The 23,950-nt window shown below is 36.4% G+C and carries 22 protein-coding genes and 2 pseudogenes; 6 read left to right on the top strand and 18 right to left on the bottom strand.

The window, feature by feature from the left end; all coding sequences use genetic code 11:
- Window positions 1-13 precede the first annotated feature (13 nt).
- The 7 genes from MHB53_RS02820 to MHB53_RS02790 all read right to left on the bottom strand — a co-directional run bounded on the left by MHB53_RS02820 (window position 14) and on the right by MHB53_RS02790 (window position 10,060).
- Window positions 14-901, bottom strand: coding sequence for a carbohydrate ABC transporter permease (locus MHB53_RS02820; RefSeq protein WP_340915635.1), 888 nt, complete (start codon window positions 899-901; stop codon window positions 14-16).
- Between the two features lie 29 nt (window positions 902-930).
- The gene (locus MHB53_RS02815) at window positions 931-1,890 is read right to left on the bottom strand and encodes an ABC transporter permease (protein WP_445661393.1); all 960 of its coding nucleotides are present in this window, start codon (window positions 1,888-1,890) and stop codon (window positions 931-933) included.
- Window positions 1,891-1,970: 80 nt separating this feature from the next.
- Window positions 1,971-3,467, bottom strand: a complete 1,497-nt coding sequence (locus MHB53_RS02810) for an extracellular solute-binding protein (protein WP_340924433.1) — start codon at window positions 3,465-3,467, stop codon at window positions 1,971-1,973.
- 181 nt (window positions 3,468-3,648) lie between these two features.
- Window positions 3,649-6,216, bottom strand: a complete 2,568-nt coding sequence (locus MHB53_RS02805) for an exo-rhamnogalacturonan lyase family protein (RefSeq protein ID WP_340915634.1) — start codon at window positions 6,214-6,216, stop codon at window positions 3,649-3,651.
- A 100-nt stretch (window positions 6,217-6,316) separates the two neighbouring features.
- Entirely contained in the window at window positions 6,317-6,961 is a 645-nt protein-coding gene (locus tag MHB53_RS02800; RefSeq protein WP_340915633.1) for a YesL family protein, read from the bottom strand.
- Window positions 6,962-6,979: 18 nt separating this feature from the next.
- Window positions 6,980-7,690: a DUF1961 family protein gene (locus tag MHB53_RS02795; protein WP_445661392.1), complete on the bottom strand. Its 711-nt coding sequence runs from the start codon at window positions 7,688-7,690 to the stop codon at window positions 6,980-6,982.
- Window positions 7,691-7,717: 27 nt separating this feature from the next.
- The gene (locus tag MHB53_RS02790; protein WP_340915631.1) at window positions 7,718-10,060 is read right to left on the bottom strand and encodes an AraC family transcriptional regulator; all 2,343 of its coding nucleotides are present in this window, start codon (window positions 10,058-10,060) and stop codon (window positions 7,718-7,720) included.
- 240 nt (window positions 10,061-10,300) lie between these two features.
- Here MHB53_RS02790 and MHB53_RS02785 point away from each other — a divergent pair, with 240 nt between their 5' ends.
- From MHB53_RS02785 to MHB53_RS02770, 4 genes are read left to right on the top strand one after another with little or no spacing between them, the layout of a single operon-like run.
- The gene (locus tag MHB53_RS02785; protein WP_340915630.1) at window positions 10,301-11,362 is read left to right on the top strand and encodes a LacI family DNA-binding transcriptional regulator; all 1,062 of its coding nucleotides are present in this window, start codon (window positions 10,301-10,303) and stop codon (window positions 11,360-11,362) included.
- Window positions 11,359-12,519, top strand: coding sequence for a Gfo/Idh/MocA family protein (locus MHB53_RS02780; RefSeq protein ID WP_340915628.1), 1,161 nt, complete (start codon window positions 11,359-11,361; stop codon window positions 12,517-12,519). Before MHB53_RS02785 ends, MHB53_RS02780 begins: the two co-directional genes overlap by 4 nt.
- Before the next feature lie 25 nt (window positions 12,520-12,544).
- Window positions 12,545-13,273: a ThuA domain-containing protein gene (locus MHB53_RS02775; protein ID WP_340924431.1), complete on the top strand. Its 729-nt coding sequence runs from the start codon at window positions 12,545-12,547 to the stop codon at window positions 13,271-13,273.
- A gap of 17 nt (window positions 13,274-13,290) precedes the next feature.
- Complete coding sequence (locus MHB53_RS02770) at window positions 13,291-14,388, top strand: Gfo/Idh/MocA family protein (protein WP_340915627.1); 1,098 nt, start codon at window positions 13,291-13,293, stop codon at window positions 14,386-14,388.
- Window positions 14,389-14,489: 101 nt separating this feature from the next.
- Here the strand turns inward: MHB53_RS02770 and MHB53_RS02765 are convergent, their stop codons facing one another.
- The 9 genes and pseudogenes from MHB53_RS02765 to MHB53_RS02730 form a co-directional block, all read right to left on the bottom strand.
- Complete coding sequence (locus tag MHB53_RS02765) at window positions 14,490-15,473, bottom strand: hydroxyacid dehydrogenase (protein WP_340915626.1); 984 nt, start codon at window positions 15,471-15,473, stop codon at window positions 14,490-14,492.
- Window positions 15,474-15,512: 39 nt separating this feature from the next.
- On the bottom strand, window positions 15,513-15,797 hold the full coding sequence (locus MHB53_RS02760; RefSeq protein ID WP_340915625.1) for a DUF5316 family protein: 285 nt from the start codon (window positions 15,795-15,797) through the stop codon (window positions 15,513-15,515).
- Between the two features lie 490 nt (window positions 15,798-16,287).
- Window positions 16,288-16,371, bottom strand: coding sequence for a hypothetical protein (locus MHB53_RS26200; protein ID WP_445661494.1), 84 nt, complete (start codon window positions 16,369-16,371; stop codon window positions 16,288-16,290).
- A 293-nt stretch (window positions 16,372-16,664) separates the two neighbouring features.
- Window positions 16,665-16,819: pseudogene (locus MHB53_RS02755) on the bottom strand (IS4 family transposase); the annotation flags it as partial.
- Between the two features lie 311 nt (window positions 16,820-17,130).
- Complete coding sequence (locus MHB53_RS02750; protein WP_340915624.1) at window positions 17,131-17,727, bottom strand: peptidoglycan-binding domain-containing protein; 597 nt, start codon at window positions 17,725-17,727, stop codon at window positions 17,131-17,133.
- Window positions 17,728-18,283: 556 nt separating this feature from the next.
- Window positions 18,284-18,553 (bottom strand): annotated as a pseudogene (locus MHB53_RS02745) (helix-turn-helix domain-containing protein); the annotation flags it as partial.
- A 283-nt stretch (window positions 18,554-18,836) separates the two neighbouring features.
- Window positions 18,837-19,736: a macrolide 2'-phosphotransferase MphM gene (gene mphM / locus MHB53_RS02740; RefSeq protein WP_445661391.1), complete on the bottom strand. Its 900-nt coding sequence runs from the start codon at window positions 19,734-19,736 to the stop codon at window positions 18,837-18,839.
- 309 nt (window positions 19,737-20,045) lie between these two features.
- Window positions 20,046-21,029 (bottom strand): phosphotransferase, encoded by a 984-nt coding sequence (locus MHB53_RS02735; RefSeq protein WP_340915622.1) that lies wholly within the window; start codon window positions 21,027-21,029, stop codon window positions 20,046-20,048.
- A gap of 58 nt (window positions 21,030-21,087) precedes the next feature.
- Entirely contained in the window at window positions 21,088-21,732 is a 645-nt protein-coding gene (locus MHB53_RS02730; protein ID WP_340915621.1) for an HD domain-containing protein, read from the bottom strand.
- Window positions 21,733-22,097: 365 nt separating this feature from the next.
- On the opposite strand from MHB53_RS02730, the gene MHB53_RS02725 reads away from it, so the two are divergent.
- Window positions 22,098-22,268: an antitoxin VbhA family protein gene (locus MHB53_RS02725; protein WP_340915620.1), complete on the top strand. Its 171-nt coding sequence runs from the start codon at window positions 22,098-22,100 to the stop codon at window positions 22,266-22,268.
- Window positions 22,269-22,424: 156 nt separating this feature from the next.
- Here the strand turns inward: MHB53_RS02725 and MHB53_RS02720 are convergent, their stop codons facing one another.
- Window positions 22,425-22,655, bottom strand: coding sequence for a hypothetical protein (locus MHB53_RS02720; protein WP_340915619.1), 231 nt, complete (start codon window positions 22,653-22,655; stop codon window positions 22,425-22,427).
- Between the two features lie 116 nt (window positions 22,656-22,771).
- Between MHB53_RS02720 and MHB53_RS02715 the strand changes: the two genes are divergently transcribed.
- Entirely contained in the window at window positions 22,772-23,014 is a 243-nt protein-coding gene (locus MHB53_RS02715; RefSeq protein WP_340915618.1) for a hypothetical protein, read from the top strand.
- A gap of 306 nt (window positions 23,015-23,320) precedes the next feature.
- Here the strand turns inward: MHB53_RS02715 and MHB53_RS02710 are convergent, their stop codons facing one another.
- Window positions 23,321-23,851, bottom strand: a complete 531-nt coding sequence (locus tag MHB53_RS02710; protein WP_340915617.1) for a GNAT family N-acetyltransferase — start codon at window positions 23,849-23,851, stop codon at window positions 23,321-23,323.
- Window positions 23,852-23,950: the final 99 nt, after the last annotated feature.

Below are 23,950 nucleotides of genomic sequence, written 5' to 3'. Positions count from 1 at the left end.
TCCTTCATCATTATTACCCTTTTACAGATCCCAATAGCATTCCTTTTGCAAAATGTTTCTGTAGAAATGGGTAAACAATCAAAATCGGAATTGTTGCTACGACAACTACTGCCAACTTCAATGATTGGTCAGGTGGTTCAACGTAGTCACCGCCCATAGATGCATCTGCCCCTAGACCTTGTGAGAGGATAATAATTTGTTGAAGTAATACTTGCACTGGCAATTTAGTATTATCATTGATATACAATAATGCACTAAAAAAGTCATTCCAAATACCAACTGCATAAAATAATGCAAATGTAGCTAAAACTGGTTTGGAAAGTGGTAGCATGATCCTCCAAAAAACATCGAACTCCGTTGCTCCATCCATTTTTGCCGATTCCTCAAGTTCAAAAGGGATATTTTGAAAAAAGGTTTTTACAATAATTAAATTAAATGGATTGATTGCAAGTGGTAATATTAACGCCCAATATGTATCTAACAATCCAAGATTTTTCACGACCAAAAATGTCGGGATCATTCCACCACCAAAAAGCATCGAGAAAATAACCATATTTAAGAAAAAGTTCCTGCCTAGTAGATGTTTGCGAGATAATGGATATGCCATTGAAAAGGTAAATAGCAAACAAACGATTGTCCCCGCTGTTGTGACAAAAATAGAGACTAGTAAACTTCGAACGAAAGTGTTCGTTGAAAAGATATACTTATATGCATCAAAGGAAAAGATTTCTGGAAATATAAAGAAGCTTCTTCGTGCCAACTCCGCTTCTGTCGCAAATGAACCAGCAATAATATATGCAAATGGCAAAACAGTCAAAATACCAATTAAACCTAGAATGATTATATTGAAAACATCAAATACTCTTCCGGCTGGAGTATTATGTAATTTAGCCAAAGACATGAAACTGCACCTCCTTCAAATTAATTGTCTTAAAAAATTCCTTCCTGTCCCAGTTTTTTCGCTAATTTATTAGCTCCTAAGACAAGCACAATTCCTACAATAGATTTAAATAAACCTACAGCTGTACTATAGCTAAAAGCTCCTTGTGTAATACCTACAAAATATACATACGTATCAAACACATCGGCGACTTCCCTATTCAAGGAATTCGTCATCAAATAAATTTGTTGGAATCCGGTATCAAGAAAATTACCTAAGCGTAAGATAAGCAAAATAACAATGACACTTCTAACTGCGGGCAATGTAACATGCCATAATCTTCTAAAGCGCCCAGCACCATCGACAATCGCTGCATCATATTGTTCGGGATCCACGGATGATAATGCTGCTAAAAAGATAATCGTACCCCATCCTGTTTCTTTCCATATAATTTGTAACATAATCAATGGTCTAAACCATGTAGGGGATGCGAGAAAGTTGATTTCTTTCCCAGTGACTAATGTTACGAGCTCATTTATCGCTCCACCGCCTGTTGTAAAAAATATGTAAGTAATACTGGCAATGATTACCCAAGACATAAAATGCGGGACGTAGATGAGTGTTTGAACTGTTCGTTTATAAATTTGTTTACGTAATTCATTTAGCAGTAGCGCCAATATAATCGGTGCTGGAAAAAAGAAAACAAGATCTAATACAGCGAAGATGAATGTATTTCGAAGTAATCTCATAAAATCTGGATTTTGAAAGAAATTCATAAAATGATCAAAACCAACCCATTTGCTTTCAAGTACGCCTAAAAATGGAGAATAGTTCTGAAATGCAATTACAATACCCCACATTGGAAAATATTTAAAAATAATAAAATATAATAATCCAGGTAGTAATAATAGGTAAAGCCAGCGGTCACGCTTTAGGCGTGCCAATGTGTTTACTTTTTCTTTAAATGGTAGTTTTGGTTCGTCTATTTGTGCTGCTACTCTATTTTCCAAGTAATCGCTCCTCTCTAACAGTGAAGGAATGAATGAGCAAGCGTGCCGATTAATCCACTTGCTCATGTCATCGCTTATTTTTATTTAATCTCTTGATACATTTCGTTCATTTCATCTATATAGTCCTTTCCACCACTGTTTAACCATAATTGAACAGCATCTTCTAGCCCTTTTTCATCAATTTGACCAACAATGAATTGGATTCTAGCGTCATTGATAATATTGTCTAATTGCTGCCCTTTTGTCGCATAAACACTTGAAATAAGTGCAACCGCTGGATTAGGAACGACAATATCTTCGTTTTCCTTCATGACTTCCGCTTCTTTCTCACGTAATTCCGACACTGGTGGCGCATGAAAACGATCTTCAGGAATGCCTGTTCCAAACTGATTGAATGAAGTATATTCATGGTGTAAAGCCTGGTTATCAGGCGATAATATCGTAAATTCACCATCTTTCATTTCAAAGTGCCTGCCCTCGACACCGTTATATGCGATAATTTGAGCTTCCGCTTCACTTTGTTTATCAATAAATGAAAGGACTTGTTTTAATTCTTCCTCCGTTTTGACGCTGGATTTAGGAATTGTCAACATTCCCGCATAACCAAGTGTAGGTAGATTGAATGGAGCTGGGGCCCCGAGCACATCGATTGGATCAGTAAGATCTGGATTAGCATTCATCATTTCTTCCTGCGCACGATGCGCACGATCAAGGACGTCAACAATTACTCCAGCCTCCCCATTTAGTAAAGGATCTCCCCACTTTTGTGGATCCATCACAGCAAAATCTTCATTAATTAGGCCTTCATCATAAATCTTTTTAAAGAACTTCAACGCTTCCTTGTATTCACCCGTCATAAAATCTGGTATTAAATCTCCGTTAGCATCTTCCCCCCATTTATTTGGAGCACCAAACCAGATTTGCATAATGTCAAGTGGGCCAGTATATTTCGAAACGACCATACCGTATGTGTCATCTTTTCCATTTCCATCTGGATCATCGTTAGTAAACGCTTTCAAAACATTGTAGAATTCATCTATCGTTTTTGGTATTTCAAGGCCTAAATTCTTTAGCCAATCTTTTCTAATTGTTACGCCATTTCTTCCAAGTGGACGTCCACGATAAACTCCGTACACTTTTCCGTCGATCATACTATTTTGCAAAGCTATTTCATTTGCCTGACTTAAATTTGAATAATCCTTTAAATAAGGACCGATTTCCCAGAATGCACCATCTCGAACCGCACTAACAAAGCTGGGATATTTATCTTCAATCATTAAGATATTAGGTAAGTCACCTGATGCTAATGTAATATTTACCTTTTCTGAGTATTCATTTAACACCCAGGTGATATCGATTTCAGTATCTGTAAATTTTTCAAGCTCTTTCCATGCGGGACTGTTTTTTGTCGGTGGTTCTGGGACATGAGTGGTAGTCATAATGGATATTTTATTTTTATAACCCTCACCCGTACCTTCTTTATTACTATTTGCTTCTTTCCCAGAACAAGCTGCCATTGAAGCAATTAGCAGAGCAGACAACATCCCCATACTCATTTTTTTGCTAAATAATTTCATGCTTTTTTGCATGTAATTCCCCCCTATTTTTGGCTTTCTATTCTGTTTGCCATCCATCTTTTTATAGAGAATTGCAAATAGATTATTATAAATTTAGAATAATTTTAGTTTTCCTGCAATACTAAAAAATTGTCTTCTCAAAACTCGTACTACGACTACATTTGAAGCTATTACTAATACTTTATTGCACTTTCATACTTTTTCGAAAAACATCATCCGTTAAATAATCTCCGATTAATTCTAGCGCCATCATTGCATTGAGGCACCATTGCGATGATGTATTCGTTGTTACATTGGTGACTTCATCTAATTTAGCCCATGCAGTAATTGTTTCAATTTTGAAAGGGAAAGAAAATTGACTCTGATGATTATTCAACAATAATCCCCACGCTTTTTCTGCAAGGTTTGCATCTGTTTTCTTGTTCGCTGCATATGCAATGATGCCAGCTGCTAGCATTGGGAGATTAAAATTCTGATCGTTTATTTGCCCATTACTTCTCCTGAGCTTATCTTCGTTACTTAACATATAAAATTCGCCAAACTCTGAAAGCATTTCTTCCCATTCATGATCATCAATTAATTCTGCGATTTCAATCCATGCCTGCGGTGCACCAAATGCAATAACCATATGGTAAGCGTTAAGCCCATCCCCCATAGGATAAAGATCATTTGTTCGCGGGTCATAACCAAATGTAGGACCAGATAGCAATTTCATTGGCAATGATTTAAGTTGGTCAATACTTTTCATGATCCTATCTTTATAAATTGGGTTTTCAGTTCTTTCCCATTCCGTCGTCCAGTTTGAACATAAAGCTGCCCAGTCAGGTCCAACACGAGCATGTGTCTCATAATCATCATCTGGATAGTACGCTCTCATCGGATCAAGTGTGATCAGCGACTGTTCAGCATCGCGAACCGCAGTTAAACGTTCTCCTGTTCTTTCATCTGCAGTCAGATAATAATAGAATTTATGTAGACCCGCCATACTGATCCGCACTTCTTTGCAGCCACATCCCCAATGCATAACGTTATGTCTTGAACCAAGTCCAGCATACTCTCCAAAATGATAGCAATCTACTTCACTCGTATGTCGAGTCATTGCTTCTGCCATCCGAAAAACATCTTCTCTCCCTGTGCGTAAAAAAGTATGCCACAACCATATATTTGGTACCAATTCGGTATTTTGCCAAGCAAACCCACCAAGATCATAACGCCATTGGTGCCGGATGGAGTCATAAGTATGCATCACATCTCCGTAATGCCAAAATCCATACCAGTTGCGTTGTTCAATTTCATTTTGGTAAAATTCTAGCACATCATTCAGCTGAGTTTCTATTTTAGCTTTTAATTGATTTGTTGTATCTGGTAAGCTCCATATGCCAAGCGTTTTAGTATCATAATAATATTCAGGCTCGCAAACAAGTAATCTCGGTGCCTGCCACTCTTGTGCCTGATTCATTAACTCGTTGTTTGTCGGTGGTTCAAGATAGCTTTGAATGAATACTTCACTTGTGTTGGCAATGCCATAGGGTGTTGCACGCATTTCATCAAATCCTTCATAAGCACTTGTCACATGAGTATCTTCGCTGTAATGACGTAAATCCATTGCTTCTACATCCGATGACCAGAACCATGCCCGAAGTTTTGTAGTTTGTTCATTTAAAGCATTAACCTCAAGTGCTGTAGGATGCTTCTGCCAAAAGTCTTTTAGTCCGATTGCCATTCCTCCAGCTGTACCTCCTACGTAAGCAAGTCCATTTGCTCTTTCGCCATGAAAGGCGTCTATATAACCATTTCGATCATTTGTCCGTTTACAAAATCGGAAGTGATTCGCTGAATCTTGGCTAATTTTGAAATCATTCCAAATTGCATTTTGTTTTACATGTGCAAGAAGTTCCTTATTCTCTGAATGTGAGAGATCAATTATTTCACCTTTAATTTGCTTTTCATACAACCCATTTGCGTTTCTATGTTTTCTAGTCAGCAGTAATTGTCCCGGCTCACCATATATCCCTTTCTCACCCGCAACCCGTACATGCCGATTCCATGACTCGCCTTCAAGTGGTATGGAAAAATCAATCCCAAGCCCTTTAATAAAATTTTCTTCAGGTTGACCATCATAGTAAAATGTATGGACTATTTTCATTTCCGTACTACCTGCATAAATATATAATCTTAAAGTAAACGGGAATATATCTTTTGATTGCTTCCTTGAATAATGTGTACCTGCTAATTTAATCACACATCTGATTGGCCCGCTTTGTTCTACATTTACATGCTTGATCCTACATTCAAGCGTTTCTTCTGTTTTTACTTTTACACCATCTACTTGAGAACGCTCTTCATGAATAGCTAGTAGTTTTCCTTTGTGTGCAATTAATTTTGAATACGTTTTAATTGCCTCGATTATATGTTGACCCTGTTTATTTATGACGATTTCAAGCAATCCATTAGTAATTTCTAATGTTTCAGTTGTTTCCATAATCTTAACTTGATCTGGCATACTTGATTTGCCTGTTTCAATCTCGAAAGAATCATCTTTTCCCTGTAAAACTGCAGCATGTCCAGTCCATTTTACCGTTCCATCCGGCCAATAAGCCATTGGCCAACTTTGTAAAGGTAAGCTCATTCCAGATTTATTTCTTAAAGTCAATGACTGCTCCTTATTCAATATGCCTCGTTTCCAAGGTACGCCCCATGTTACTCCCGAATTGTATTTAGGCTTTATTTTCAACCATTTTACCTTCATATCTTTATCCACTCCCTTTGTTTCTTTTCTTCCGATTTTCTTTCAGGATTTAAACCCATAACTGATTCCACGATGTTTCAGCTTGCTGAATCGAGTTCACTTATGCAGATTGCTCCATTTGAGGATTATCTGGCTTCACTGAACTCTCCAAGCTATGAAAAATTTGACATACGATTGCCATGATAATAAAACTGCTTAAGCTCATTCCAAAAAATGGGATTAATCCAGGAAGCGTAAATATTATAAAGGAAATGACCAAAAACCCGATTATTAAAATCAAGGTCCAAAAAGGTTTTACGAACCCAATCATAACGGACTGATTTAAATATTGAAAAAACGTCAATTGATATTGTACATAAATCGGAAACAATAACAGTGTTGCACTCAGATAAATAGCCAAAATAATAAATGTGAAAATTTTTAGTGCAAAAAAGACGATACCTTCTTGGTGTATAAAGTATTGTAGATTAATAGTCAGTACCAGACCGGCGGCAACCATGATGTAACCCAACCCATTTGCTTTCAGAAACTCTTTTTTATAGGCTTCTTTGTACATTTTAAAAAAGGATAGATCTGGATCTTTCATAATCCATTTCCTAATTACAGTGTAAAGTGCAACTGTACTTGGGGCCCATCCCATTACGATTCCGCCGAGTAAAGTCGATCCAATCCAAAGAAGATTAAGGTATGCCAAGTTCATAATGAAATCCGAAGCGTGGTAAACTTTCCCTATGGTACCGTTCATTTTATCTTGCCACTCCTTTCAAAAAACTTTATGGACACTCAGATTTCTATAAGCAGCTATCATTGGGGCCATTTGTCTGAAACCAATTTTTCCACCTCCAAATACTGGTCCAAACTCTCCCGCATCTTTCCATGAAAGCACGGTTAAATCATTGATGGAAAACTGCACGTATTCTCTGTACTTAATCAGTTTTAAATAATAAGTCGCATTTGCATCTTCCGGAGATGGAAGAGGATCTGCACCTGTTGATACTAAATGAAAGCCATGACTTTTCCTCAGATTGCATGTTTGAAAGGCTCTCTCCTCCGCGTGCTTTCTGCGAAAATAGGATAAATGCAATGCATTAATATCCCCCGAATGGTATTGTGGATAAAAACCTGATCTTGCTTGCAAACTGGCATCAAATAAATCCCTTCCATTCTGCCCAACAGCTGCAAAGAAAAGCATGCATAATCCCGGCTCATGTATAGGCGAAAATTCCCACTGTATGGCAATTTCGTCTGGAAATTCAAATGGGCACCATATAACCCAATGAGCGTTATCTCCATATTTTTCTGAATCAAGACTATTCTCTAAGTGGAGAGCCTCATCATGAAAGGAATATTTGAGATTGCCTTCCATTTTCCAATCTTGAATATGTTCGGTGGAAGATAATGGATTAAGATAGAAACATTCTCCAAGCTGAAATGTATAATCTTGCAATTTCACCCCTCCTAAAAAAACTAACATCTTATAACTCTGATGTTAGTTTTTTGTTTACTTTCCTGCAATTGTACTTTTTTGCATGTCTATTATTCTTTGATCTTGTCGGTATTGGCTTGGGGTTAACCCAACTTGTTTCTTAAAGATTCTGTTAAAATAACTGTGCCTATATCCAACTTGCTCGGAAATATCACTTATTTTTAAATCTGTTGACGCAAGCAGTTCTTTCGCCTTATCCATTCGCAAATCTGTTAAGTAATCTATGAAGTTAATGCCGGCTACTTGTTTAAACGCTTTGCTAAGTGTGTATGGATTTGTGTTTATTTCATCAGCATATAATTCCAAAGAAATATCATCCATATAATTTTCCATCATTTTCATGATTACCTGCTCTACCAATATTTTCTGCTCGCGATTTTCTATTCTTTGGAGTTTTTTCAGATACGGTCCGACAACTTCGTTCATCAAACAATGAATAATTTTATTTGGTTCCCTGTGACGCATTAATTCATTGGCGATATCTTTCCCTTCAAAAACTTCATATGGATGAAATCCTGATTGCATGATTTCTCCTTGAATTGTATTAAATAAATGAACTATGCCTTGTTGAATATTAATTTCTTTCGTTTCATTTGCGATCAACTCTTCGATAAAGTTTGTTAATAGATCCTCTATTAGACCCGTTTGCTCCATACGAATCGCTTTGATCAATTGCTTTTCTATTGAAAAAGGGTAATGAATGCCAGTAAGCAACTTGGATTCTTCTTCTTCCTGTAACTGAATCACTTGATTCCTGTTTTCAAAGAGACGCAGGCGTTTTCCATGTTTTACTTTTTCATATAACTTTTGAATTTCTTTTACCTTACTTGTTCGTTCACCAATTGTAATCGTAACTTGCAAATTTAATATTTCGTTCATTGCTTTTGTAACAATGTCCGCAAATTTGGTTAATGATTCATTCATAAAAATTGTTTTCTCTTCTAAGATTAAAATCCCGAATGAAAAGTCGTGAAAATTCAGCATTTGTATATTACGAAATTGTTCTTCTGCCAACTCTTTAATTACATTTGATGCAATAAATGCGATTGTACTGTCTTCACTTTGAGAAAAACTTCCCTTAATATGCTGTAACCCTGTTAACTGAACATCCATAATAATAAAAGAATGGCTATTCACATTCCAACCATAGCTTTCCATTCGCTTAGTCAGATCATCTTCGGTATATTCCCCCAAATGACCCTGAATCAGCTGCATAATAAATCCACTTTTTAATTCAGGGATATGTGTAATCACTTGAGTTTGTAATTGTTGCCTATTTTCTGTAAGCTCGTGCCATTTCTCTTCAATCAATTTAAATTCATTCTTCTTTTTACCTGACCACTTTTTTCCTTCCGTTATCGCTAGCACTTTCATTAACTCTTCTAATGGGCTATACATTTTTCTAGTGGCAAACCAAGTAATTACAACTGATAATATAAAAGCGCTTACACTAATAAGGATGATAAGTTTCGATAATAGAATGATCGGTTGGACGATAAATGTCATTGGAGAGATAGAAATATAGGTCCATTCATTATTTAACCTATTAATCTCGCCGAAAGAAACAGAATAATTCCTGCTATTCCACTCATATATAAACGATCCATTGGGACTTTTTTGTTCCAATATTTTTTTCTTTAACAGATGATCATATTGAAAGCCTTCAATACTATTCGTTGCAGTAATAAGTTGATCATTCTCAACGAGAAAAGCTGCACCTTCGTGATAAGGGCTCAACTCTCTTACAAGTTGAGTCACCTTATCATGGTCGAGCTTAATAATGAGTGCGCTATCAGTTTGTCCACTCCCTGAAGGAATATTATGAATAAGTCCTATGTCCAAACCAGATCTCCCTTTTTGCTTCATTATATATTCCGGGAGTACTTGCCAATTAATATTTCTTTTATGTGATATAAGTGACTGTAATTGTTCTACATCACGCTTATTTTTCACTTCATTATATTCAGGATTGAATAAAGCTCGCTTTTTAGAGTCTATGTATAAAAAGGACTTAGAAATTAATGGATTGCTGTCCTGCAACATAAAAAGGTTCTGTGTAAAATTATGGGTTGTTTTGAACTCTTTTATGAAGTCGATTTCATCTAAACTATTATTAAAAATAAGATCAAAACCTGCATGCGATATTTTCATTTCTACTTCTTGAAGTTGGCTATTCAAATAGCCGGCTTGTTGTTTCACATGCTTCTGATGGAGTAACTGTAGTTCATTTTCAATTTTCTCTGTGCCAAACCAATATATCATTCCACCAATAATCATTCCTGGTATGGAAGTTATTAATAGTATGATGATAAAGTTCTTTCTGAAATAAACACTCTTAAACCTAAGTGTATTATTCATTTTAGTCCCCCTCTAAAAACCAGATAAATGCAAATATTACATATTTTATCATATCATATTTTTTATACTATCGTGCTGGTGTTATTTATAATAATTATGTGAGCCCCCTTTCAAGCTGGCAAAGCCCTGTCCGAATATCTGGTAAGACTTTCTGATTTATAATCACCTGAAAAATATATAATTGTAAAATAATTCATATTATTCATTGACAATAAATTAATAAATTGGGATAATGTACACGTGTACATTACTGGAATGGAGGCGGTTTCTTTAGCTAAAAGAAAAGATGTAGCAAAATTAGCAGGTGTGTCCGAAGCAACGGTATCACGTGTATTTAATAACGTTGGACCACTTCGCAAAGAAACGAAGCAAAAAGTTTTTGATGCGGCAAAATCTCTAAATTATCAACCAAATGCACTAGCTCAAAACTTTGCAACAGGAAAAAGTGGGAATATTGGTGTGATCGTACCTTATTTACCTAAAGTTCATTTGTTATCAACACATTATTTTTCCGAAATTCTTAGTGGCATTGGTATGAAACTTGCTAAGTATCAATATAACCTACTTGTTATATTTCAATCTCCACATGAAAAAAAGGATTTTGTACAACTTTTTCGTTCACAAAAGGTTGATGGCTGTATCATTCTTGGTTCTAAAGATGTAGCTGGTGAAAAAGATGAGATTGATAGACTTCATAAATCAGCATTACCTTATTGTTTAGTTAACCAAACCTTCGAAGGTTTTCCGTTTTTATCCATTGATGCAAATCATTATGAAGGTAGTCTTGAAGCCGTATCGCTTCTACTGGAGAAAGGATTTAAAAACATTGCTTTCTTAAATGGACCACTTGAATATTCGAACAGCATTGAACGTTTAAATGGGTTTCGTGATGCCCATACAAATGCTGGCATTGAAATGAACAAGGAGTTAATTTTTCAAGGAAATTACAGCCGCACAAGTGGCATACAAAGAGCTACTGAGATCGGGTCTCTTATGTCTAGTATTGATGCCGTTTTTGCAGGAAATGACCGGATGGCCATTGGACTTATGCAAGGTTTAAGCAAACTAGGATATCAGGTTGGTAAAGATTATGCTCTTATTGGCTATGATAACTCTGATATTGCTAGTATGATTCAACCTCAACTAACGTCAGTACATGTTCCTCTTTTTGAAATGGGCGAAATGGCAGTAGATAAAGTGTTAAATGCTCTCAACGGTAAAACAGAGGTCTTTCAAGAACGAATACCAGTTACCTTGATTGAACGGGAATCTATACAAGTGAAAAAGGAGATGAGAAAATGAACTCAATTAATATTGGCATGATTGGTTATAAATTTATGGGTAAGGCGCATAGCCATGCATATCGTGATATGCCTATGTTTTTTCCTAAAAGCATTAGACCAGAAATGAAAGTAATTTGTGGTAGAAATCCAGAAGGTGTTGCAGAAGCTGCTACCCAGTTCGGCTGGGAAGAATATACGACCGACTGGAAAGAGTTATTGAAGCGGGATGATATTGATTTAATCGATATCAATGCTCCGAGTAATGCGCATAAAGAGATTGCGATTGAAGCTGCTAAAGCAGGAAAGCATATTTTTTGTGAAAAACCATTGGCGCTTACATTAGAAGACTCGCGTGAAATGTTGGTCGCAGCTGAAGCTGCAGGTATAAAGCATATGGTCGGTTTTAATTACCGCTTCGCCCCTGCTGTTATGCTAGCAAAAAAGTTGATCGAGGAAGGTAGATTAGGAGATATTTATCATTTTCGTGCTTGGTTTTTACAAGATTGGATTATGGACCCAGACTTCCCTCTCGTTTGGAGACTGCAAAAAGAAGTTGCAGGTTCTGGCTCTCATGGAGATTTAGGTGCTCATCTTATTGATATGGCCCACTATCTTATCGGTGACATGACAGAAGTAATTGGAATGAGTGAAACATTTATAAAAGAAAGACCGATCCCAGAAGAAATGACCGGATTATCAGCAACTAGCAGTAAAAATTCAGAAAAAGGTCCTGTTACAGTCGACGATGCAACATTATTTTTAGCGCGATTTGCTAATGGTGCACTCGGTAGCTTTGAAGCAACTCGCTTTGCTGCGGGACATCGTAGTACAAACTCCTTTGAAATTAACGGAAGTAAAGGCAGTGTTATTTTCGATTTTGAGCGAATGAATGAGCTACAAGTTTATTTTACGGATGACAAGGAAGATGTTCAAGGTTTTCGTCGAGTGTTAGCTACTGATGCAGCACATGCCTACTCAGAAGCATGGTGGCCGGCTGGACATACAATTGGCTATGAACATACCTTTATCCATTCATTTGTCGAGTTAATGGATGCTTTCCGTGAAGATCGTCAGCCAGTTCCTAATTTCGTTGACGGAGTTAAATGTCAGCAAGTGCTTGAAGCGGTTGATGTGTCCATAGAAAAACGTCAGTGGATTAAGGTATCTGACCTTTAATATATATAGAAGGAGTGTGTAAATGATGAAGAAAACAGCACTGATTGTACAAGGTGGTTGGGATGGTCATGAACCAGAAAAAGTGGCGACAATTTTCCAAGGAATTCTCGAGGAAGAAAATTTTGTTGTAGAGGTAGCAGATTCTCTTGATGCATACGGAGACGTGGAGAAGCTAAAATCACTTGATTTAATTGTCCCCCACTGGACGATGGGAGAAATTGAGCAGAAATATGTAAATAACATTTCTGAAGCTGTAATAAGTGGTGTTGGCTTAGCAGGATGTCACGGCGGTATGTGTGACTCTTTTCGTAAAAATGTAGATTGGCAGTTTATTACTGGTGGAAATTGGGTTGCACATCCAGGTAATGACGGTGTGGAATATATGGTGAATATGAAACATTCATCTAGCCCTCTTTTTGAAGGAATGGACGATTTCAAAGTAGTTAGTGAACAATATTATTTACATGTTGATCCTGCTGTTGAAGTACTTGCGACTACCCGTTTCCCTGTCGCCTCCGGGCCACATTCAACCAATAGATCGGTTGATATGCCCGTCGCTTGGACGAAACGCTGGGGACTTGGACGTGTGTTCTATAGCTCATTAGGACATGTAGCTAACATCATTTCTATGCCAGAAGTATCGCTTATGATGCGTAGAGGTTTTTTATGGGCAGCAGAAGGAAAAACATTATACCAAACAAACTCTGAAAATAAAAATAAGCCTGTTTATACAGGTATGGAAGATAGTCAATAAATACGAGGAGGAATATGATGACCAAAGTAAAAGTAGGTATTATCGGTTGTGGAAATATTAGCTCAATTTATATGGAAAACATCCCAAGTTTCGACCATCTTGACCTTGTTGCCTGTGCTGATTTGGATGTGAGTAGGGCTCAAGCCCAAGCAGAAAAATATCAGCTATCGAAAGCATATACGGTTCAAGAAATGCTTGATGACTCTGAAATTGATCTTATTATCAATTTAACTATTCCGAAAGCGCATGCAGAGGTATGTGTTAAGGCCCTTGAAGCAGGAAAACATGTATATGTAGAAAAACCTTTAGCTGTCTCACGTGAGGAAGGAACGTTAATTTTAGACGTGGCAAAAGAAAAAGGTTTGCTCGTCGGGAGTGCACCCGATACATTTTTAGGTGGAGGAATACAAACCGCCCTCCATCTGATTAATGCTGGAGAAATTGGCGTACCGATTGGTGCTTCAGCATTCATGATTGGTCGTGGACATGAGCATTGGCATCCAGACCCTGCTTTTTATTACGACGTAGGTGGTGGTCCAATGTTTGATATGGGCCCATATTATTTAACAGCACTTATTGCGTTGCTAGGACCGATTAAGCGACTTTCTGGTTTAGCGAGGATTAGTTATCCTGAACGAACTGTCTCAAGTAAGCCAAAGGCGGGAACCAAAATCCCCGTGAAAACAGCTACACATATTTCTGGTACACTAGACTTTGCTTCTGGAGCAGTCGGAACAATCACAACAAGCTTTGATGCCTTTGGCGGTTCGTCACTCCCGCCGATAGAAATTTATGGAAGTGAAGGTACATTACTTGTGCCTGATCCAAATAATTTTGGAGGATCAGTTAAACTCCGTAAACGTGATGAAAAGGAATTTAGCGATATTCCACTGACACATCAATACCAAGACAATAGTCGTGGTATCGGCGTTGCAGATATGGCAAAAGCGATTCAAAGTGGTGCTCCTCATCGAGCAAATGGACAACTTGCCTTTCATGTTTTAGAAGCAATGCATGGCTTTCACGATTCTTCTGAAAGCGGCATCTTTTATGAAATGAAAAGTACTTGTGAAAAACCTGAGCCATTTCCTATTGAGCATACAATATCAAATTAAAAAACAGAACCAATTCACAATATGGGATTGGTTCTGCTTTTTTCTATTGACTGGCTTCGCTGTTCTATTTTTGAAACGCAGCCCTTGCACTTTTCTGCTAATTAGGCCATTATAAGTGATTTTTCTCGAGTAATCTCCCATTGTAATGGTTTATTATCCAGATAAAGTTTTAATTCATCTAACATATATTCTCCCATTCGTTGACATTCCTTAGACATCGATCCCGCAATATGAGGTGTTAAAATAACATTATCCATGGAGTATAGTGGTGACCCTTCTACTGGCGGTTCTGGAAAAGTAACATCTAAAACGGCAAAAAGATCAATTCGTTTCTTTAATACCTCCACCATTTCTATCTCATTAACAACTGCTCCCCTAGATGTGTTAATCAATGTAGCATTGTGTTTCATAGAAGAGATTAGTTCCCCATTAATGAGACCCTCGGTTTCTTTTATCCATGGAGTATGGAGCGATACAACATCTGAACGTTGAAAAAGCTCTTCTAGTGAACATAATTCTACTTGTAACTGCTCTGCATCCTCTTTTGATACAAATGGATCATATGCTATGACGCGAACATCAAATTGTTTTAGTAATTCGCAAACTTTTCTTCCTATCATACCTAGCGATACAATCCCAACAGTAGAATGATAGGCTCCGGCAACATCCATTCTTTTTACATGCCTTTGTTCTTTTTTAGTCCTGAGAACATATGACCAACCTTGTTTTAATGAAAATAAAATTTGCGAAAGTGTATACTCAACAACAGGCACCGCATTGGCTGCAAAAGCACTTGAAATAGGTATATTCCGATCCCAGAATGCATCTGTAACAATATTTTTAATAGAACCGGCCCCGTAAAAAAACGCTTTCAAATGTGGTGCAGCATTCAGCAGTTTATCATCCAATACAGGAGATCCCCATCCTGAAAAAATCACATCAGCATTCGCTAACAGGGCTGGATTTTGTTTAATAGATTCTTTTGTTTGCGGTTCAGCGTAAATATCAATATACTTCATTATTTCTTCATGGACACTTCCGTATATTAAGTTAAAATCATTCAAGATAAATAAGCCTTTCAGCATGTTAATCCCTCTTTCTGTATTATCGTATTTGTACTTTATTTATAAAAAATAAGCTAGAATTGCTATTAATATATTTGGTAGGCCAACTAGTAGAATTTTAGTTGATGAATTCAGTTGTCCCTTCTTATCTATCATGATTTCTGAATTAGGGTTTATTCTTGACCGTTCTCCATCAGCCAATACCCAGGAGGATAAACCAGCAAGAATTATCGTTATTAATCCTATAATCCCGGAAATTTTATAAATGAAACTCCAATCCTTTAATACGGCTGAAATGATCACTCCCAAACATGCCAGGACAAGACCGGAGTAAAAGGGTTTCACTTCTTATCACTTCCCTTTAAAGTTTTTATGGAAAAATAAATCGCATGTTTTGAGATGGTGAATCTAATTCAGAGTACATTACAGACTAGATCAAACTACTATTTCACTATTTATAGTCATTTTAACTCCTTGCTCTGTAGAGTTTATATACTATTTTACCACTTCTGATATTTCTTTCAATTGCTATATGGCAAGTTAATTTAAAAGCCCATACCCTACGACCATCTTTCGTTCTCAATAATGATGTTTTATAAGAAGAAGTGAAAACATAAGAGCAGCAATTTTTTTATGAAATGCTCTATCTGAAAGCATTAAATATTGTAAATTCGGTAATTTAAGCGTATAATGTATGTAGTTATTGAATATATTAAAAAGACCGTTCGGTGCGTCAACACCAAACGGTTATGAAATAGCAGGCTCCCTTCAAGGGGGATCAGCTTCATAGAGCAGGAATAACCCATCCCTACGAGCGGCTTAACTCAAGGATGGGTTATTTTTTATGGTTAAATGCCAGAACCGCTACAATTAAGCTTGCAAAAGCTACCGCAAACATTAACGCTTCAAATACCGACATGGCACCACCCCCTTTCGCGCGGGAGTGAGCCAACCACCCTTGAGTTACCTATACTATTACATGTTCTATTATATCATACGTATGTTCCCTAAGTATGGATTTTAGGATAAATTTTCCTCCAAGAGTCTATTGTGCTATATTATTGATGAAATAATGTTACCTAATAAGTGGTAGATTCACATGCCCATCAAGCTAACAACCTAAATTACTAGATACGAAATGACTTATTTGAAAACTATTAGTGATAGAAAAATTGGCCTGCCAAAGAAGCCTATTAAAACGCGATTTTTTTGCTAGGCAGCTTGTCTATGCTTCACCGTCGTTTCATACACAACCCCTAGAATATCATAGAAGGTCATCTACTTATACCGATGACATTTACGACCGTTCTTTTTGAGCAGCTGATAAAGACAATCGGAATTTTCAAAAGTTTTTCTGTGCCAACTGCGTTTAAATCCATCACCGCCTGTGGGAAGCTCATTCCGTAATACATCATCGCAAAATCAATCGCGCCATGCCCTTTCCAGGCGTAGATATTACCGCGTATGACTAAGGAATCATGTTCCGTTTGCCGATAATAGTTGCCTTCCTTCGTGAACGTTTCGTGCGTTCATAACTTGGTCTGCATCAGCCCGCTTGGCCATGTAGCCCCACCTCCCTTTCAGTCTATAAAACAACGATTTGACCAACATAAAAAGTCCCTGACCAATTTAGTCAGGGACTTACTTGTTACAAAATTCACTCTATGAAACTCATTGTCTATCTTGGCTCAGATTCGACAACATCTCCATTTTGATACACATCATAGAATCCGACCGTGCCACTACCTCCACCATCAATTAAATCTTGACTTTGTGCTCTCAAAGAATAAAATACTTTTCCGTCTGAGTCCTTATGAAGGACACCATCACTACTGAACACGAGATCGTCATTATCAAGGGCTTTTTCTGCGAAAACAATCGCTGTTTCTACCGAAAACAACTCCGCTTGATATTCTTCAATTAATACAGTCCACGTATCAACCCCGACAACCCCGTCCTGAGCTAACTCATTCTCCGCTTGTAATTGACGTACTTGTTGGTCTGTATACGAACCAAAAACCCCGTCAACTTCTGTTTCAAATCCAAAGTGATTTAACATTACTTGAATAAATTCAACTTCAAAACTTTGGCTCCCCTGTTTGACTATCGGTTGTTCTTCAGGTGGCCAATTCAATATCGCTTCAAATCCTGGTGGTATTTCAGACTCTGACAGTTGAACCGGTTCATTTCCCGAGGCTGCGTTTGCTGTTTGGAAGGGTAATGGTGCAACCACAAGCGCAACTGCAGGAATTAAAGCTAACCATTTCTTATTCAACATAAACTGCTCCTTAAATGATTGATTACTATCCACCTACCCTTATAGGAATGTATAAAACACTTATTTGTAAATCTTTCTTTAATGATCGACATCCTAGCTGGTATGTCAACACTAAACTAGACACTTTTCTTAAGGGTATCAAGTTTATATTTTACGTTCCGAATCACATTTACTTTCGTCCCATGATCAGCGCGGCTTGCTTTAAAATGTCATTCTCCATTCGAAGGCGTGCCATTTCTTTCTTAAGATGGATCAGCTCATATTCTCGTATAATATCGCTCTTAGCTTTTCCACTTTTAAACAATTGCTCCATCTGATTTTTAAACTTATCTGAAATGTACGACGTGCTTTTTTAGTCATAGTAGATTCTCCTCAACCTTGTTAGTTGTTATTCTAATTGACCCTAATTTCATTGTCTACAGTGTAGCCCATCCAAGCGTCTACCTATCAACTGAAAACTGGTTAATTCTATTATTTTCTAACTTCAACTTGGCCAAGAATGGTTTACCCTTTTCACTTTTAAAGACTTTCAGCTTGCTTGTTTCTTTGCCCACTAACAAGGTCTGAAATTTGATACTGCGTCAATTTCGGCAGGGTCAAATTTCAGCCATCCTTGTACTGATAGCTTTCTATATAATGAAGCTCTTGAGATATTGGTAATTTCACACATTTGACTTACAGTCATATTTCCTTTTTTATATAGCTTAACTGCATAATCCATTCCTGCGTGATTTTTATAATACTTCTTTAACCGACCTTTATTTTTTAGCCAACTAATCCTTTCATGTTGTCACATACGAATAAGATCTCGTTCTAATTTGTCACTTTAGGAGTTATTTTGCACTAAGTAAACATAAAAAAGCCCAATTTCTCAGCATTTAAATTGAGAAATTGGGCTTTTTTAGTTATTCCGGAAAAGCGCCCGATCGTATTTGTAGAACATTAGAAATATGAATCATCAAGTCGTTTTTTTCTAACGGACCCTGAAACAACTATAAAAAAACTAATAAGATTTTCATTGTGAAAACTCATGCAATTGCTATGAATTCTTTATACAGCGGTTGTATCTCACTAAGAAGAACTTTATTTTTATTTTTTGCTTAATGCTAGCGGTCATTCACTTCCAATGTTTCTTTCGCCATCTGCTCATATTCTTCCATGCCTGAAATAATAGCAAACTCAGCTATCGCAACAGGGTATGCCGCATTAAGTTCAATGACATGCTCTTTCATGGCAGGCCAGTAAATCCCACCTGCTTGCCGGTAATAGTTGATCAGTTTCTCCAGGGCTGCCTCCCCGAATGCCCGGTACTGGAAAACAAAGTCATTTGATACATCCGTTATTTTTGCTTCGGTCCAGTCGATAAAACCGGTTACGTTAGCATCTTTATCAATCATCGTGTGGCCAGCATGAACATCCCCATGAATCAGACCTGTTTTCTGAGGCCACAATCCCTCATTTTTTACCCAGGCCTGCCAGCGGTTCCATAAGGATTCGCCTACGCCAAACTTCGCTTTAACCTTTTCCATACGCTCAATCATCGATTTTCTTGCCTCTTCTGCTGTCTGGACAAACAGGCCTACTTTAAGAGCCTCTACTTTCGGAACTGTGTGTAGCGAAGCCAACGCTTTGGCTAATGTCTGGTGAAATTGTTCAGGTACATTTTCATAATCCATCTCCCACATATAGTTTTGAATCTCCGGATCAATCGTGCCCGCTGGCACTCCGGTTAACTTTTTATAAGTTATTAGATCGCCTTCATAAACCGACCAGACTGGAACCTGAAAAGTGGCATATTTGTTTACAAGATCAAGTGCTTTCTTCTCCACTATCGTCCTTGGCATCACATCGTCCCGTCTCGGAAACCTTAGCACCCATTCTTCGCCTTTATCGTCTTCTGCATAAGCAACCAGAAAATCTAAACCGGACTCGTTGAATATGATGGACTCCTTTTTAACTTCCAAACCATACTTTCTTGCTATTTCTACCGCTTTCTGTTTGTTCAAATCGACCACTTCCTTCTCTTATTTTCCTGATCTTTTGTAGTTAAAAAACAGGCTGTAGCCTATGTCAAACTAATGGGAATTGGTCAACTAAAAAAAACAGCGGGTAATGAATGGAATTCCCTGTTATCTTTGGTGAGAAACAGTTATCGAAAGAAACTACATTTATTAGTAAATTATGACTTGCGTTTTTTTGTTTTTACATAAAAAAGGAGATAGATTTGCGAGCATTAAGAGTTCCTTAACCTTGTTAAAATCGGGGTAATCGTCTTGAAAATGTGCTTAACGTTGTAAATCCGCATTTTCCTCACGTTACCCCAATAAGGAATCTAATCCATTTTGATTTTCAGCAAGCCAAATCATTTCCTTAGTAAACCGTGCTGGAGGTCCGCTGTGTTGATCCATGTTTGAATTAATCCACCAGGTACTTTCCATATACCACAATAGTTTTAAAGAATCTGCTAAAAAACCCTTCGGTAATAAACGTTCCTCACCATATCCTTTCATAAAGGCGGTAGCAAGGGTAATGTCAATGCCATCTTCAATTAAAGCCCCCGATAAAATTGCTCTTGCAACATCTAACTGGGGGTAATCATATTTCATTCTATCAAAATCTAAAACCGCAGTTAATTTGTTTTCCTTGAACAATAGATTGTCTACCCAAAGATCCCGATGAGCCCAACCAGTATTATTTAAATTGAAGTCTCTAAATTCTATCGTTTCAGTAACCTTATATTGTGTTTCCAGTATAGGTAGTAAATGTGACCTACTCGCATTATTAGCGTTGTTCCATTCCGAATGCCAATGAGCTAAACGATTTTCGCGGCTTGGGGGAATAAATACAGGATTACTCTTCTTTTCAATTGTCCCATCGTTTAACAACTGATGCATTTTTCCAGTTACTCGTCCCAAATCATACATTTGATATATATTTAACCGGCCGGGAGGGATAACATTACCCTCACAAAACTTCATTACGATAAAAAGTTCATCGTGATCAGATTGGAATAAAAATTGTCCTTCATTTGAGCTTAACTCAGGACATTGGAAACCCTTTTTAAATAATCTCATTTGTTGTGAGAAAGCAAATAAAAGTTCTTCATGTACATAAAGTTTGTATCTTTCCTTGTTGTATTGCTTGATTATATAAACTCCTGAATCTGTTATGACTTTCCATTTTAAATTTAACCAACCTCGTTTTATCGGTATCGCCTTTCGTACAGTGAAACCAAATATCCTTCTACAAGATTTGATCAGATCGTCCAATATCATTTCCTCAGTATATATACTCTTCACATTAATCACCTAACTGTTATTGGTAAGATACTTTTAATTTAATAATAAATGCTGAATCTCATTCACCATCCCATTCATTAAAAAACATTTCTAGATAACCTTTCATATATTTATGCTTTCTTTCCGCCATTTTTTTACCATAATCTGTAATCATATGCTCTTTCAATTTTAATAACTTCTCATAAAAATGATTAATTGCTGTAGTAGTCTCTTCTCGATATGCTTCCTTCGTCATATGATCTCTCACTTTAATATGTGGATCATAAATCAATTGCTTAATAGCCCCAGAGTATGTAAAGGCTCTAGTAATGCCAATTGCCCCTATCGCGTCAAGGCGATCTGCATCTTGAACAATTTTACCTTCTAACGTTTTCATAGAAGGTTGCCCACCACCTTTAAATGACATCGTTGATATTATATTCATTATTTTCGATATAGATGATTCATCAACCTTTAAATGAAGTAACCATTCTTTAACTTTTTCCACACCTTCCGTTTCATTTATATTCAATTTTTCATCAGCAATATCATGGAGTAACGCGGCCATTTCGCATATAAACATATCAGCGTTTTCTTGTTGAGCGATCGTTTTCGTTATTTTAGTCACTCTGTATATATGCCACCAGTCATGACCACTGGCCTCCTCTTTTAATTCCTCATAAACAAATGCCTCTGTTTGTAATATAATCTCAGCTTTATTCAATGATTTCACTCCGTTCACTGTATATGAGATTGGTCATTTAGTTTAATTGACATAAGCCGGTAAGCTATAATCGTATTATGCCATGAGAACACAATTATTTTGGGACGGAAATAAGCGTACAGCAATTGTTTCTACCAATACTATTATGATGTTAAATGGCTTAGGTAGTGAATATCAGCGAACAACAATTAGAAAAGTGGAATCAATTGTTGTCAGATTTCTATGAAACAAATAATGATGAAAAAATTATTCAGTGGACTTATGTAAACTGTATTCATGGAATTGATTATTAAATAATTTTGTTTTATTAGAAGCTCGATCTCAATACCAAACGGAAAGATAATTTATAAAGGTGGGAGATCCATTTGAAAAATAAAGCATTAGAATATGCAAAAAGCTCATTAGAAATGGAAGGATTTAAAGTTTCAAAAGAACAAGAACAACTTGTTTTAGATGCATTGGAAAATAAAATAACTCATGATGAATTTATTTCTAAAGCTCTTGAATTAGCACATAAAATAAACCCCCACAACTAAGTTTATTATGATAGCAAATTACAACTTTATCAGGAGTTTCATGTGGTCTGCTACGCTCAAAAAGGATTCTATGGCCTACTCGTTTTTGGCCATAGAATCCTTTTCAATTAAAAAGCCTACCATCTAGATAAATTTATATCTATCCTAATCTTTATATCAGCTTTTCTTATATTCTCTGAATCCTAAAATAAAAAATAAAATTCCTATAAAAAATGACAGTACACAAAATACTGTTAATTCTATTGGAAGAATATTAAATGTTGCTCTAAATAAATCCGAATCCAAATTATCACTTTTCGCCAAAATAATTGCTACTGAAATATATTTAGTACTAAAAAGAATTGTAGATATAATAAAAAACATACTACTTATCAAAAAACTTTTCATATATTACCTCCTAAAATCTTTTCTATAACATTTTACAACAAAATTTGGAATATTACCTCTTTTCTATTGACTCTTCTAATTAAATATAGGAAAATAATTCCATTGGAGGAGATTATATGAAAACTAATATTTTGAAACTTAGTATTCTATTTACTGCTTTTTTGTTATTTTTTGGATTCAATACAACCGGCACTGCCAAGGCTAGTACCGATGTACAAGTAGATACTGTAAATCAGGTAAATATTGATGAGGTTCAACCATATTGTTTAACATGTGGTGGAACAGTAACGAAAAATTATAAAGTCCTTTCATCAACTAGAGAATACGGTACATGGAAAGATGCAAATAAACCTAAATAAACGGTGTCCAGCAGGTGGTTCAAAAAGTTATACTATAAACAAAACATACTCCACTTCAATTTCTGGGAGTACTTCATATGACAAATCATCTATAAAAGCTGTATTAGGTTTTAGCGTTTCTTATTCTAAAAGCTTTACCGAAACGCAAAGTTTTAATTTAGTAAAAAATAAAAAATATAAATTAATGATAAGACCAAACTACCTAACAAAGAAAGTTAGATATTCTGTCTACTCTATGGGTAACGGTGGTAAACAAACATTTGTAGGGTACAAATACACAACAGTAAAAAAAACAATAGGAATATGTTAAACCATCTTATACATGAGGATATCATCAACATATTTATTTGCATTTAGCTTAATAGCTTTAACTTTACGTCCTTCTTCAACAAAGCCCATACTTTTGTATAAAGCTATCGCTCGAAGGTTCGTTGAGAGTACTCCTAAGCATACTTTCTCAATCAATGGGTTCAACTCTGCCCAATGTAATAGTTCATTAATAAGCATTTTTCCAATACCTAATTCCCTAAAATCTTTATGGATCATCATTCCTAAAGAACCAGTGTGATACAGCCTTTTACGGTTTTGTGATTGCAATACCAACCAGCCAACGACTATACCATTCAGTTCTGCCACTATAATCGTTTCTCTTTCATTATCTATTATCTTTTGAATCCATTTTCTTTGTTGATCGATGGACTTGTTGAATTCTTCTGAAACTGTTATCATAAATTCGTTTTCCGATATAACTACTTGTTGAATATCTAAAATTATTTTTGCATCATTTAACAGCCCTGTACGGATGAGAACTTTATAAGGATTTATATTCTCTAACATACTTAGCCTCCATTATAGATTTTTATCAAGGAAAACAGAGTAATCAATAAAATAAATAGATGATCTTATTACAGTGAGATGCTATCACTTTTTAAAGAT

The sequence above is a fragment of the Bacillus sp. FSL K6-3431 genome, from assembly GCF_038002605.1.
Classification (GTDB): domain Bacteria; phylum Bacillota; class Bacilli; order Bacillales; family Bacillaceae_C; genus Lederbergia.
The sequence above is the reverse complement of the archived record's forward strand: the minus strand, read 5'-3'. Positions and strand labels throughout refer to the sequence as shown.